Raw genomic sequence first — 12,989 nt, 5'->3', positions numbered from 1 at the left:
ACAACGCAGCCGTCTCGTGCGCCGCACGGGGCGACCCAGACCATGGAGGAGTCGATGCAATTCACGCAAGCGATCGTTCGCCGTCCCGCGCCGTCCTGCGGCGCGGGCCTGACCACCGCCGAACTCGGCGCGCCCGACTACGACAAGACGCTCACGCAGTTTCACGCATACTGCGACGCGCTGCGCCAGCTCGGCGTCGAACTGACCGAGCTGCCGCCGCTGGAGGCGTTTCCCGATTCGCACTTCGTCGAGGACGTCGCCGTCGTGACGCCGGAATTCGCCGTGATCACGCGTCCCGGCGCGCCCGCGCGGCGCGGCGAGACCGTGCATATCGAAGCGGCGCTCGCCGCGCACCGCGAACTGCTGCCGATGCGCGACGGCCGTCTGGACGGCGGCGACGTGATGCTGGTCGGCAAGCGCTTCTTCATCGGCTTGACGAGCCGCACCGACGCCGAGGGCATCGCGGCGTTCGAATCGCTCGTGTCGCGCTACGGCTATACGGTCGTCGCGGTGCCGGTCGGCGCCGGCCTGCACCTGAAGTCGGTCGTCAACGCGCTCGGCGACGACACGCTGCTGGTCACCGAAGCGCTGGCCGCGCATCCGGCCTTCGCCGACTATCGCCGGATCGCGATTTCGGCGGCCGACGAATACGCGGGCAACACGCTGCGCGTGAACGGTACGCTGATCACGCCGGCCGGCTATCCGCGCGTGCACGACGCGATCGCGACGCTCGGTCTGCCGCTGCACGTGATCGACACCAGCGAGTTCCGCAAGATGGACGGCGGGCTGACCTGCCTGTCGCTGCGGTTCTAGGGTTCCAGTCGGGTGGCGCGCGGCCCGCTTCGGCCCGATAATGTGGCCCCCGCGCGGAACGGGAGACGTTCCGCGCCCGAGCCACGACCCGACCGGAGCGACCGCGGATGACCGACAAGAAAATGCAGCTCGACAAGATCGATCTCCGGATCCTCGACATCCTGCGCACCGACGGCCGGATCTCGTACCGCAAGCTGTCGGAGCTCGTGAACCTCACGCCGCGCCCGTGCCAGGCGCGCGTGGAGCGGCTCGAGGCGCTCGGCGTGATCGCCGGCTATCGCGCGGTGATCAACGCGCCGCGCGCGACCAAGCCGATCGTCGTGATCGCGCAGATCGTGCTGGCCGACCACGGGCGTTCGCAGGCGCCGTTCGAGGACGAGATGCGCGCGAATCCGGCCGTGCTCGACTGCTGGCTGGTCAGCGGCACGTTCGATTTTCTCGTGCGGCTCGCGTGCGAGGACCTCGACGAGTACCGGCGGATCGCGAATGCATGGCTCGACAGCCCGCGGTTCCGGATCGAGAAGATCGTGACGACGGCCGAGTTGCAGGCGATCAAGCGCAGCGTGATCTGACGCGGCGCGGCGCTGCCATATGCAGGTTCCGTTTCGATGCGAATCACCGGGTCGATCGATTCGTATTCCAAATGAAATGAATCGACCCGACAACCATTCAGGGTGAACACGATGGATGCTTTGCAAGCGGCAGTGGAGACGGCCGCGCCGTCCGGAGCGACGCTGAAGCGTCGGTTGCAGGGGCGCCACATCGCGATGATCGCGATCGGCGGTTCGATCGGCACGGGGCTGTTCGTCGCGTCGGGCGCATCGGTCGCGCAGGCGGGGCCGGGCGGCGCGATCGCCGCGTATATCGCGATCGGGCTGATGGTCTACTTCGTCGTCACCGGCCTCGGCGAGATGGCCGCGCTGATGCCGGTGTCGGGGTCGTTCGCGATCTACGGCGAGAAGTACGTCGACGAAGGCTTCGGCGTCGCGCTCGGCTGGACCTACTGGTACAGCTGGGCCGTGACGATCGCGATCGAGCTGGTCGCCGCGCAGATCGTGATGCGCTACTGGTTTCCGTCGGTGCCGGGCATATGGTGGGGCGCGGGCTTCCTGGTGCTGATCTTCGTGCTGAACACGCTGTCGGTGCGCGGCTTCGGCGAGTCCGAATACTGGTTCTCGCTGATCAAGGTCGTCACGGTCGTTGCGTTCATCGCGGCCGGGCTGCTGATCGCGGCCGGCCTGATCGGCAACGGGCACGCGGTCGGGCTGCGCAACTTCACGACCGGCGACGCGCCGTTCGTCGGCGGCGTGCACGCGATGATGAGCGTCGCGCTGATCGCCGGCTTCTCGTTTCTCGGCACCGAACTGGTCGGCATCACGGCAGGCGAATCGGAGAACCCGCGCAAGACGATTCCGCGCGCGGTGAAGCAGATCTTCTGGCGCATCATGCTGTTCTACGTGCTCGCGATCTTCGTGATCGGCCTGCTGGTGCCGTACACGGATCCGAACCTGCTGAAGAGCGACGTGACCGACATCGGCGTGAGCCCGTTCACGCTGGTGTTCAGCCACGCGGGGTTCCGGCTTGCCGCCGGCGCGATGAATCTCGTGATCCTGACGGCCGTGCTGTCGGCCGGCAATTCCGGCACCTACGCGGCGACGCGGATGCTGTACAACCTCGCGGCGGAGCGGCGCGCGCCCGCGATGTTCGCGACGCTGTCGCCGGGCGGCGTGCCGCGCAACGCGCTGTACGCGACGATGGCGGTCGGCGGGCTGTGCTTCCTGACCTCGCTGGTCAATAACCAGCGCATCTATCTGTGGCTGCTGAACACGGTGGGCATCACGGGCTTCATCGCGTGGCTCGGCATCGCGGTGTGCCATTACCGGTTCCGCAAGGGTTTCCTGCGGCAGGGCTATCGGCTCGACCAGCTGCCGTACCGCGCGAAGTGGTTTCCGTTCGGGCCGCTGTTCGCGATCGCGATCTGCATCGTGATCTCGCTCGGGCAGGACTATCAGGCGTTCTTCGCGCCCCGTATCGACTGGATGGAGGTGCTGTCGATCTACGTGTGGATTCCGCTGTTCGTCGCGATCTGGTTCGCGTATCGCCGCGTGCGCAGGAGCCGGCTCGTGCGCTACGAGGAGATGGACATCGGGCCGTGGCTCACGCGCTCGGTCGACGCGGTCGATGCGGCGGTCGCGCAGCACGGGCCGTCGCGCTGAGCGTTCGCCCGCACAGGCAACGGCAGCCGGTCGTCACATCGTGCGGCCGGTTGCCGTGATCGGGCATGCCGTAATCATGCACGCGATCCACGCTCAGCGCGCGTGCTTCAGCTGCGCCTTCATGAAGTCCACCCACGCGCGCACCTTCTGCGGAACGTGCCGCGTCGCGACGTACAGCGCATAGACGTTCTGTTGCGGAAACCGGTACGCGGGCAGCGCGTCGACCAGCGTGCCGGCTTCGAGATCGTCGTGCACGAGCCACGCAGGCAGCAGCGCGACGCCGCTGCCTGCGCGCGCCAGTTCGCGCAGCACCGAGGCATTGTCGACGACGATGCGGGGTTTCGCGTGCGGCCGGAAGACATGTTCGCCGCCCGCGCGATCGGTGAGCGTCCATTGCGCGATTCGCTCGAGCCGGCTGTGGCCGAGCTGCGGCAGGCGCGCGAGGTCGTCGGGCGATGCCGGATGCGGGGCGCCGACCCGCGCGGGCAGGTCGGGCGCCATCACCGGCAGCACGTCGTAGGTGCCGAGGCAGACGCCGCGATACGGCAGGTCGCGAAAGTGCTCGATGCGGCCGAGCCGGATCGCGACGTCGAAGCGGTCGCGCACGAGATCGGCCTGCGACGTATGCGTTTCGAGCCGCACGCGCAGCGCGGGATGCAGCGCGGCAAACGCATGCAGCGCCGGTGCGAGGATGCGCGCCGCATACTCGACCGTCGATGTCACGCGCAGGATGCCAGCCATCCCGCCATGTTCGCCGCGCACCTCGTCGATTGCGCCTTCGGCTTCGTCGAGCACGCGCAGGCAGCGCCGGTAGAAGCGCTCGCCGGCATCGGTCAGCTCGACGCGGCGGGTGGTCCGCGTGAGCAGCGTGACGCCGAGCTCGGTTTCGAGCTGCTTGATGTTGAAGCTGACGGCCGCGCGCGCCTGGTTCAGCGCGGTCGCGGCGGCCGTGAACGAACCGGCCTCGACCACGGCGCGAAATACGACGAAACGATCCAGGCTCACCATGAGGCGTCGTTCATCCCGTGAATGCGATAGACGGATCGAAGGGTACCCGAATGTGCGGCGGCGTGCGGGCTTCGCGCGTCGCGGCCCGGTGCGTCGCTGCGTCGCGGCGGCTGCCGATTGTCAAAGTTTTTCGACGGGACTGGTCGAATCCGGCCGCTTACCGGCGCGGGCGGCGCGACCTACACTGCGGCGTTTCGTGATGTTTTCGCCGCCATGCCAGACCGTTTCAGGATCGCCGTCGTCTATCTGCTCGGCTTCGCGCTCGATCTCGCGAACATGTTCATGCTCAATGCCGCGTATCCGGCATTGCAGCGCGAACTGCACGCATCGGTCGCGCAGCTTGCGTGGATCGGCAACATGTACGTGCTCGGGCTGACCGTCGTGATTCCGCTCGGCGCCTGGCTCGCGCGCCGCTGCGGCGAACGTCGCGTGCTGGCGGCGTCGCTGCTGTTGTTCGGGTTCGGCAGCGCCTGCGTAGGCGCGTCGCCGACGATCGAGGCGCTGCTCGCGTGGCGGCTGATCCAGGGGCTCGGCGGCGGGCTGCTGATTCCGGTCGGGCAGACGATGGCCTATCGCGCGTATCCGCCGCACGCGCGGGCACGGCTCACGTCGGTCGTGATGATGGTCGCGCTGCTCGTGCCGGCGTTGTCGCCCGCGATCGGCGGCGCGATCGTCGATCGCGGGTCGTGGCGCGCGATCTTCTTCGCGATGCTGCCGATCGCACTCGCGACCTGTGCGCTCGCGTTCGCATGGCTGCCGCGCGACGGCGCGCGCGAGCGGCCGCCGCGGCTCGACTGGCCGGGGCTCGGCCTCAGCGCGGCGACGCTGGTCGCGTTGCTGCTCGGCCTGAGCGCGGCAGGGCTGCCCGGCGGTGCGGCATTCCCGCTTGCGATGCTGGCGCTTGCGGCGGCGACCGGCGCCGCCTATGCGGCGCATGCGCGTCGCGCGGTCGCGCCGGTGCTCGACCTGCGCCTGCTTGCGCAGCCGCTGCTGCGGATCGGCGTGGTGGTCTATCTGTGCGTGCCGGGCGTCTTTACGGGCGTCAATCTCGTCGCGTCGCTCTATCTGCAGGACGCGCTGGGCCTGAGCGCCGCGCATGTCGGCGCGCTGATGCTGCCCTGGGCGATCGCGGCGTTCTTCGCGATCGCGACGACGCGCCGCTGGTTTCCGCGCTGCGGTGCGAAACCGCTGTTCGTCGGCGGGATCGCGGTCGACTGCGCGGGCATCGCGCTGCTCGCGACACCGTGGGCCACGGTCGAGGCGGTCCGCATCGCGGCCTTCGTCGCGATGGGCTTCGGTGCCAGCCTGTGCACCAGCACGTCGCAAAGCGCGGCGTTCGTCGATGTGCCGGCCGAGCGGATGGGCGACGCGAGCGCGCTCTGGAACATCAACCGCCAGTTGAGCTTTTGCCTCGGCGTGGCCGTGCTCGGCAGCGCGCTCAATGCGCTGCTGGCGCTCGACGCGAGCGGCCCGGCGCCGTACCGCTGGTGCTTCGGCCTCGCGGTACTGCTGAGCCTGCTGCCGCTCGGCGTGATCGCGCGGCTGCCTGCGCATCGCGCGCCGGCCGTGCAAGCCGTTTCATCCCGACCATGAGAACCTGAGAGACCGATGAATCTGCCGAATCCGTTTTGCAACGAAATCGTCGATGCCCACGTCGACATCGAGGACTGGCTGTCCGGCCGCGCGGGCCCCGAGCGGCTCGCGATGCTGCTCGCGCGCTTCTCGCCGGAATTCTCGATGATTACGACCTCGGGCGCGGTGCTCGATTGCGCGGGCGTCGATGCGCTGTTCACCCGCGGGCACGGCGCGCGTCGGGGGCTGCAGATCGCGATCGACGAACTGCGCGAAATCGCCGACTGCGCCGACGGCGCAGTGATCGGCTATCGCGAGACGCAGACCGACGCGGCGGGGCGGCGCACGGTCCGGCGTTCGACCGCCGTGCTGCGGCGCGATGCGGACGGTCGCATCGTCTGGCAGCACCTGCACGAGACGCCGGTGACGGCCTGAGCCGCGGGCCGCCGGCCTCAGGAATCCAGTTCCGGGTAGTGCCGGAAGATGCCCATCTCGTTGAACGGAATGCGGCGCTCGGACGCGAGGTAGCGCGCGATGGCCGGCAACTGCGCGACACGGTCGTGCAGCGCGACCAGCGCCGCGACGTCCCGCTCCGCGTGCTTCATCGCGTTCGGGAACGCGTAGCGCAATCCCTCGATCAGCTGGAACATCGACAGGTCCGCATAGCTCAGCGCGCGGCCGGCGAGATAGCCGCTCGCGTGCGGATTCCGTTCGAGCACGCGCGCGAAGTAGCCGAGGAATTTCGGCAGGCGATGCTGGAGGAAGTCGCTCGCGCGCTCGGCGGCCTCGGCCTTCTGGTCCTCGTAATACAGGCCGCTCGCGATCGGGTGATGCGTGTCGTGGATCTCGGTGACGAAATCGGCGACCGTCAGCTGGAGCTGATGCACCCATAGCCGGCCGGCCTCGTCCTCGGGCGCGAGCCCGAGCCGCGTGCCGAGAAACAGCAGGATGTTCGCGGTCTGTCCGACCAGCACGTCGCCGGCCTTCAGGAACGGCGGCGCGAACGGCACGCATTCGGTTTTCGCGCCGTCCATCAGGCGCATCATCGCCGATACGCCCATGCCGCGGCCCGACTCGCGCGCGACGTCGACGTAGTCCGCTTCGGCGGCTTCGAGCGCGAGCCGCACGTATTCGCCACGGCCCTGGATCTCGGGCCAGTAATAGAGTTCATAACGCATGCCGTTCTCCTGCCCGACGAGGCGGGCGTAGTGGAATCGCGAGGGGGCGCGCCGACGCGTCGCCCGTGGCAAATAGACAGTCTAGGAGATCGCGCGGAAATTGCCGCGCGTCGGCCGCGGGTGAAATTTACCGGCTGATTCACCAGATCCGGAACAAACCGGTTCATAGGCGAAACACCGAAACGATCGACGCGATTAGATCGAGAATTTCACTGGAACTTAATAAACAGCCAATACGATCGCGCATCGTCATTCGCTCGATGCATGGTGCTGTCTCCGCATTCCGACGTCCGTCGCATCCGGTGCATGACTCGCCGGATGGCCCTTCCCGTGAACCCGCGACTCGAAACGCCGATGTCCGCTCTCCGACACCGGCGCGATACGCATCGTTTCGTATTTCTCATGAATTTGAATCAGCCCGATCAACTCGATCAGCCCGTCTCGCCCCGCAGAAAATTCCTTGCCGCCGCGCCGGCCGTCGCCGCGACCTCGCTGCTGGCTGCATGCGGCGGCGACGATGTCACGTCGACGCCGGTCAGCGACGCCGCACTCAGCGCGCAGATGTCGGCGAAGCTGAACGCGCAGCTCGGCGATGCCGCGACCGTCGACGCCGTGATGCCGGCGATGATCGACGTCGGCTTCAGCTGGGACCTGCCGACGATCGCGGCCGCCCAGGCCGGCGCGATCGTCGCGTACAGCTTCGGCAATCGCCCGAACGCGGCGAGCGGCAATACGTCGAGCACGGGCGGCAACCAGGCCGCGCTGCCCGATCCGGGGCCCGTCAACGAAGCGCTCGCGGACGCCGTGCACGCGATCTATCGGCTCAAGCCGGTGAAGGTCTACGCGCAGTGGGAGATCGCGCGCTTTCTCGTATCGAAATACGGGATGGGCACCGACGTGCTGACGTCGATCGAACCGCAGATCGCCAGCGACGGCACGATCGTCTACCTGAGCACGGCCGGCGTCGCGGCCGCGGCCGTGTCGCGCGCGGGCGGGGCGGCCGCGATGGGCAAGGTCGCGGTCGTCGGGCATCGCGACCACGCGAAACGCTGCATCCAGACTTCGCGGCAGGCCGGCATGCAGGCGGCCGCGGCGGCCGAGGTGCCGCTGCCGACGCTGTACGACCCGCAATCGGGGCAGCCGTGGACGCGCAACCGCAATCTCTATCTCGTGCACGACATGTACGCGCAGATGCTGACGAGCGCCACGGTCGCCACGATGCAGGCGTTCCCGAAAGGCTGATGTATTCCCGCATTCCTCCGATTTCCATGACCATGCAGACCCGCCGCCATTTCCTCGCCGCCACGTCGCTGTTCGCCGCATCGTGTGCGGCCAGCACGCCCGGTTTCGCCAGCGACGTCCCGTATTCCGATGCCGAACTGCAGCGCCAGATGCTCGGCAAGCTGACGAACGAACTCGACGACCGCACGGTGGCCGCCGCCGATAGCGGCTACCTGTTCGAGGCATTTTTTTCGTGGACGCCGCCGACCGTCGCCGCGAGCGCGATCCGCACCATCGTCGCGTTCGGCTTCGGCAGCCGCGCGCCGGCGACCGGTTCGACGACGCCGCTGCCGGGCCCCGTAAACGAAGCGATTGCCGACGCCGTGTTCCAGCTCCGCCAGCAAGTCGCGGCGCCGATCGTCGCGCAGCAGGAAGTGGCGAGCGTGCTCGCGTCGAAGTACGCGCTGACGGCCGGCGTCACGTCGATCGCGCCGCCAGCCGTGTCGGCCGCCGCGGCGCTCAGCACGGTGCCGACGCCGGACGGCCTGGCCGCCGCGATCGTCAGGCAGGCCGGCCCGGCCGCGGCGCTCGGGCAGGTCGGCGTCGTCACGCATCGCGATCAGGCCGCGCTCGCGGTGCAGGCGTCGAATGCGCTCGGCATGCAGGCCGCGGTGCCGGCCGGCCTGGCGCTGCCGTCCGCCTACGACGCGTCCGCGCAGCAGGCGGCGCTGCGGCGTCGCGATCTCTACCTGCTCGGCAATCTGGGCGCGCAGCTCGGCATGCTAAGGCTCGCGCTGATCGGCCAGGAATATCCGAACGGCTAGGCCGGACGAAGGCCTGCCCGTTTCCCGTATCCATTCACGTCAATTCCGGAGTCGTCATGTCCTTTCGCTTGCTGATGCGCGCCACGCTGGTGGTCGCGCTCGGATCGCTCGTCGCGCTGATCGTCGCGGCGTGCGGATCCTCTTCGTCGATGCAGGCCAGCGGCCAGCAGCAGATTCGTCACGTGTTCGTGATCACGCTCGAAAACGAGAACTACGCGACCACCTTCGGCGCGAACACGAAGGCGCCGTATCTCGCCACGACGCTGTCCGCGCAGGGCGCGCTGGTGCAGCAGTACTACGGCACGGGGCACGTGAGCCTCGACAACTACATCGCGATGCTCAGCGGCCAGTCGCCGACCAATGAAACCGACAACGACTGCATGGTGTTCGAGGACTTCAAGCTGACCGGGATGACGCCGGACGGGCAGGCGATCGGCTCCGGCTGCGTGTATCCGGCAAGCGTGAAGACGCTGCCCGACCAGCTGAAGGCGGCCGGCTACACGTGGAAGGGCTACGAGGAGGACATGGGCAACGATCCGTCGCGCGAGGCGGCGACCTGCGGCCATCCGACGCTGAACACGACCGACCTCACGCAGGCGGCGCAGGCGCCGAGCGCGGCGGTGCCGGCCGGCGACCAGTACGCGACGCGCCACAACCCGTTCGTGTACTTCCATTCGATCATCGATTCGCCGGACTGCGCGAAGAACGTCGTCGCGCTCTCCACGCTCGAGAACGACCTGAAATCGGTCGACACCACCGCGAACTTCAACCTGATCACGCCGAACCTGTGTCACGACGGCCACGACGCGCCGTGCGTGAACGGCGAGCCGGGCGGCCTGACGAGCGCCGATGCGTTCCTGAAGAAGTGGGTGCCGCTGATCACCGCGTCGCCGGCGTTCCAGAAAGACGGGCTGCTGATCGTCAACTTCGACGAAAGCAGCTATGCGAGCATCACGCAGCCGTCGCCGGGCGTGACCGCGTTCACGTTCGCGGGCGCCACGTGCTGCAGCGAGCAGCCCGGCCCGAACCTGGCGCCGTTCCCGCAGACCTCGTCGCTCAACTACAAGGGCGCGACGATCGAGCTGACGAAGCAGAGCTTCGGCGGCGACCAGACGGGCGCCGTGATGATCTCGAAGTTCATCAAGCCGGGCACGGTGTCGACGGTGCAGTACAACCACTATTCGATGCTCCGCAGCATCGAGGACATCTTCGGCCTCGATCACCTCGGCTACGCGGCGCAGGCCGGGCTGCAGGGCTTCGGCAACGACATCTTCACGAACCTGTGAAGGCGCTGCGGACGGTCGGCGGCGCGCAACGGCGCGGCGGCTGGCGCGCGCTGGGCGTCGCGCTGGCGCTCGGGTTCTGCGCGTCACATGCCGGCGCGGCGCCGGCCGGGCCGGGCGAGGCGGCTGCGCTCGGCAAGCTGATGTTCTTCGATCCGTCGCTGTCCGCGTCGGGCCGGATGTCGTGCGCGACCTGCCACAGCCCCGCGCACGCCTACGGCCCGCCGAACGGCCTCGCCGCGCAGCTCGGCGGCGCCGATCTGAAGCGGCAGGGCGCCCGCGCGGTGCCGAGCCTGCGCTACGTGCTGAACCGCACGCCGATCTGGTCGCATGCGCAGGCCGCCAGTGCGGCCGAGCGGCTGACGGAAACCGACAACGCGCCGGTCGGCGGGTTCGGCTGGGACGGCCGCTTCAACCGGCTGCGCGACCAGGCGGCCTTTCCGCTGCTGAATCCGGACGAGATGGCTAACCCGAACCCGGAGGCCGTCGTCGCGAAGCTGCGGGCCGCGCCGTATGCGGCACGTTTTCGCGCGGTGTTCGGTGCGCATGCGCTCGACGATCCGAAGCAGGCGTTTGCGAACGCGGCGCTCGCGATCGAGCGTTTCGAACTCGAGGATCCCGACCTTCATCCGTACACGAGCAAGTTCGACTACTACCTCGACGGCAAGGTCGAGCTGAGCGCGCAGGAGTTGCGCGGCAAGCGGCTGTTCGACGATCCCGCGCGCGGCAATTGCGCGTCGTGCCATATCGACCAGCCGGGCGTGAACGGCGCGCATCCGCTGCTGACCGACTTCACGTTCGAGGCGCTCGGCGTGCCGCGCAACCGGGAGCTGCGCGCGAACGCGAACCCCGCTTACTACGACCTCGGCCTCTGCGGGCCGGTGCGGACCGACCAGTCGGCGGACCGCGCGAACTGCGGGCTGTTCAAGACGCCGTCGCTGCGCAATACGGCGACGCGGCGCGTGTTCTTCCACAACGGACGCTTCCATGCGCTGAAGGACGTGCTGCGCTTCTACGTGCAGCGCGATACGGATCCCGCGAAGTGGTACGCGAAGGATCGGCACGGCCATGTGGTGCCGTACGACGACCTGCCCGCGAACCTGCGCGCGAACGTCGACACGACGGACGCGCCGCTGACGCGCCGGCGCGGCGAGCGGCCGGTGTGGAGCGAGCGCGATATCGACGACGTCGCCGCGTTCCTGGCGACGCTCGACGACGGGTATGTGCTGCCGGCGGCGGCGCCGCGCGGCACGCGCAAGCCCGAGTGAAGGCGCCCGGAGTGTGTGCCGCCGGCGGGCACGCTGCGCCCGACTTGCCGGGTAATGCCGATACAGGTATTGGAACTACCAGCCAAGCTACTGTTTTTAATGGGTTTTTTAGCGGTCGGCCTGCGCCGGCGCGCGTTCTGCGTGGCATAATCGGCTCCATCCGCAAGGCTTGTAGTCACAACGACCCCGCATACCCATGGCACAGACTCTCTACGACAAACTGTGGAATACCCACGTCGTCCACACCGAGGAAGACGGTACGACCCTGCTGTACATCGACCGTCAGTTGCTGCATGAAGTCACGAGCCCGCAGGCGTTCGAAGGGCTGAAGCTCGCGCAGCGTCCGGTGTGGCGCATCAGCGCGAACCTGGCCGTGTCCGACCACAACGTGCCGACCACCGATCGCAGCCATGGCATCGCCGATCCCGTTTCGAAGCTGCAGGTCGACACGCTCGACGCGAACTGCGACGCGTACGGCATCACGCAGTTCAAGATGAACGACCTGCGCCAGGGCATCGTCCACATCATCGGGCCCGAGCAGGGCGCGACGCTGCCGGGCATGACGATCGTGTGCGGCGATTCGCACACGTCGACGCACGGCGCGTTCGGCGCGCTCGCGCACGGCATCGGCACGTCGGAAGTCGAGCACGTGCTCGCGACGCAGACGCTGCTGCAGAAGAAGAGCAAGAACATGCTCGTGAAGGTCGAGGGCGCGCTGCCGCGCGGCTGCACCGCGAAGGACATCGTGCTCGCGATCATCGGCAAGATCGGCACGGCCGGCGGCACGGGCTACGCGATCGAATTCGGCGGCTCGACGATCCGCGCGCTGTCGATGGAAGGCCGCATGACGGTCTGCAACATGGCGATCGAAGCCGGCGCGCGCGCGGGCATGGTCGCGGTCGACGACACGACGATCGACTACCTGAAGGGCCGTCCGTTCGTGCCGACCGGCGCGGAATGGGATCAGGCCGTCGAATACTGGAAGACCTTCAAGTCGGACGACGGCGCGCATTTCGATCGCGTCGTCGAGCTGAACGCGGCCGAGATCGTCCCGCAGGTCACCTGGGGCACGTCGCCGGAGATGGTCACGTCGATCGACGGTCGCGTGCCCGATCCCGAGCGCGAGAAGGATCCGGTCAAGCGCGACGCGATGGAGCGCGCGCTGGCCTACATGGCCCTCGAGCCGAACACGCCGATCGAGTCGATCAAGGTCGACAAGATCTTCATCGGTTCGTGCACGAACGCGCGCATCGAGGACATCCGCGCGGCGGCGTACGTCGTGAAGAAGCTGAACCGCCGCGTCGCGCCGAACGTGCGGCTCGCGATGGTCGTGCCGGGCTCGGGCCTCGTGAAGGCGCAGGCCGAGCGCGAAGGGCTCGACAAGGTGTTCACCGACGCGGGCTTCGAATGGCGCGAGCCGGGCTGCTCGATGTGCCTCGCGATGAACGCCGACCGGCTCGACCCGGGCGAGCGCTGCGCGTCGACGTCGAACCGCAACTTCGAAGGCCGGCAGGGCGCGGGCGGCCGCACGCACCTGGTCAGCCCCGCGATGGCGGCGGCGGCGGCGATCGAAGGCCATTTCGTCGATATTCGCAAGCTGGGGTAA

At 68.3% G+C, this 12,989-nt stretch carries 12 protein-coding genes; 10 read left to right on the top strand and 2 right to left on the bottom strand.

The features are described from left to right. Window positions 1–54: 54 nt before the first annotated feature. From WS57_RS08940 to WS57_RS08930, 3 genes are all read left to right on the top strand, one after another. Entirely contained in the window at window positions 55–813 is a 759-nt protein-coding gene (locus WS57_RS08940) for a dimethylarginine dimethylaminohydrolase family protein (RefSeq protein WP_040131781.1), read from the top strand. Window positions 814–920: 107 nt separating this feature from the next. Beyond that, window positions 921–1,385: an Lrp/AsnC family transcriptional regulator gene (locus WS57_RS08935; protein ID WP_069244065.1), complete on the top strand. Its 465-nt coding sequence runs from the start codon at window positions 921–923 to the stop codon at window positions 1,383–1,385. Between the two features lie 111 nt (window positions 1,386–1,496). Continuing rightward, on the top strand, window positions 1,497–3,029 hold the full coding sequence (locus tag WS57_RS08930; RefSeq protein WP_069244064.1) for an amino acid permease: 1,533 nt from the start codon (window positions 1,497–1,499) through the stop codon (window positions 3,027–3,029). A gap of 93 nt (window positions 3,030–3,122) precedes the next feature. Here the strand turns inward: WS57_RS08930 and WS57_RS08925 are convergent, their stop codons facing one another. After that, window positions 3,123–4,037 (bottom strand): LysR family transcriptional regulator, encoded by a 915-nt coding sequence (locus tag WS57_RS08925; protein ID WP_009695402.1) that lies wholly within the window; start codon window positions 4,035–4,037, stop codon window positions 3,123–3,125. A 213-nt stretch (window positions 4,038–4,250) separates the two neighbouring features. Here WS57_RS08925 and WS57_RS08920 point away from each other — a divergent pair, with 213 nt between their 5' ends. Then, entirely contained in the window at window positions 4,251–5,630 is a 1,380-nt protein-coding gene (locus WS57_RS08920) for an MFS transporter (protein WP_059600838.1), read from the top strand. Window positions 5,631–5,645: 15 nt separating this feature from the next. Continuing rightward, window positions 5,646–6,044, top strand: coding sequence for a hypothetical protein (locus WS57_RS08915; protein ID WP_009693010.1), 399 nt, complete (start codon window positions 5,646–5,648; stop codon window positions 6,042–6,044). 17 nt (window positions 6,045–6,061) lie between these two features. On the opposite strand, the gene WS57_RS08910 is transcribed toward WS57_RS08915, so the two are convergent. Beyond that, complete coding sequence (locus tag WS57_RS08910) at window positions 6,062–6,787, bottom strand: glutathione S-transferase (protein ID WP_059518168.1); 726 nt, start codon at window positions 6,785–6,787, stop codon at window positions 6,062–6,064. Between the two features lie 402 nt (window positions 6,788–7,189). Between WS57_RS08910 and WS57_RS08905 the strand changes: the two genes are divergently transcribed. The 5 genes from WS57_RS08905 to leuC all read left to right on the top strand — a co-directional run bounded on the left by WS57_RS08905 (window position 7,190) and on the right by leuC (window position 12,989). Continuing rightward, window positions 7,190–8,029, top strand: a complete 840-nt coding sequence (locus WS57_RS08905; RefSeq protein WP_059518197.1) for a hypothetical protein — start codon at window positions 7,190–7,192, stop codon at window positions 8,027–8,029. Between the two features lie 32 nt (window positions 8,030–8,061). After that, a complete protein-coding gene (locus tag WS57_RS08900; RefSeq protein WP_059518195.1) occupies window positions 8,062–8,832 on the top strand; it encodes a hypothetical protein in 771 nt (256 codons plus the stop codon). A gap of 56 nt (window positions 8,833–8,888) precedes the next feature. Continuing rightward, window positions 8,889–10,118 carry an alkaline phosphatase family protein gene (locus WS57_RS08895; RefSeq protein ID WP_009693005.1) on the top strand — a complete coding sequence of 410 codons (1,230 nt, stop codon included), beginning with the start codon at window positions 8,889–8,891 and terminating at the stop codon, window positions 10,116–10,118. Next, a complete protein-coding gene (locus tag WS57_RS08890; protein ID WP_069244063.1) occupies window positions 10,115–11,383 on the top strand; it encodes a cytochrome-c peroxidase in 1,269 nt (422 codons plus the stop codon). The genes WS57_RS08895 and WS57_RS08890 overlap by 4 nt, the downstream gene beginning before the upstream one ends. A 196-nt stretch (window positions 11,384–11,579) precedes the next feature. After that, entirely contained in the window at window positions 11,580–12,989 is a 1,410-nt protein-coding gene (gene leuC / locus WS57_RS08885) for a 3-isopropylmalate dehydratase large subunit (protein WP_040129845.1), read from the top strand.

It is taken from the genome of Burkholderia pseudomultivorans (assembly GCF_001718415.1).
Taxonomy (GTDB): domain Bacteria; phylum Pseudomonadota; class Gammaproteobacteria; order Burkholderiales; family Burkholderiaceae; genus Burkholderia; species Burkholderia pseudomultivorans_A.
Note: the sequence above shows the minus strand (reverse complement) of the source record. Positions and strands in the feature narration are given on the sequence as shown.

Coding starts and splice junctions, on each gene's coding strand:
- WS57_RS08935 (WP_069244065.1), top strand. CDS start 921: ATGACCGACAAGAAAATGCAGCTCGACAAGATCGATCTCCGGATCCTC.
- WS57_RS08920 (WP_059600838.1), top strand. CDS start 4,251: ATGCCAGACCGTTTCAGGATCGCCGTCGTCTATCTGCTCGGCTTCGCG.
- WS57_RS08940 (WP_040131781.1), top strand. CDS start 55: ATGCAATTCACGCAAGCGATCGTTCGCCGTCCCGCGCCGTCCTGCGGC.
- WS57_RS08915 (WP_009693010.1), top strand. CDS start 5,646: ATGAATCTGCCGAATCCGTTTTGCAACGAAATCGTCGATGCCCACGTC.
- WS57_RS08910 (WP_059518168.1), bottom strand. CDS start 6,787: ATGCGTTATGAACTCTATTACTGGCCCGAGATCCAGGGCCGTGGCGAA.
- WS57_RS08895 (WP_009693005.1), top strand. CDS start 8,889: ATGTCCTTTCGCTTGCTGATGCGCGCCACGCTGGTGGTCGCGCTCGGA.
- WS57_RS08905 (WP_059518197.1), top strand. CDS start 7,190: ATGAATTTGAATCAGCCCGATCAACTCGATCAGCCCGTCTCGCCCCGC.
- WS57_RS08925 (WP_009695402.1), bottom strand. CDS start 4,037: ATGGTGAGCCTGGATCGTTTCGTCGTATTTCGCGCCGTGGTCGAGGCC.
- leuC (WP_040129845.1), top strand. CDS start 11,580: ATGGCACAGACTCTCTACGACAAACTGTGGAATACCCACGTCGTCCAC.
- WS57_RS08930 (WP_069244064.1), top strand. CDS start 1,497: ATGGATGCTTTGCAAGCGGCAGTGGAGACGGCCGCGCCGTCCGGAGCG.
- WS57_RS08900 (WP_059518195.1), top strand. CDS start 8,062: ATGCAGACCCGCCGCCATTTCCTCGCCGCCACGTCGCTGTTCGCCGCA.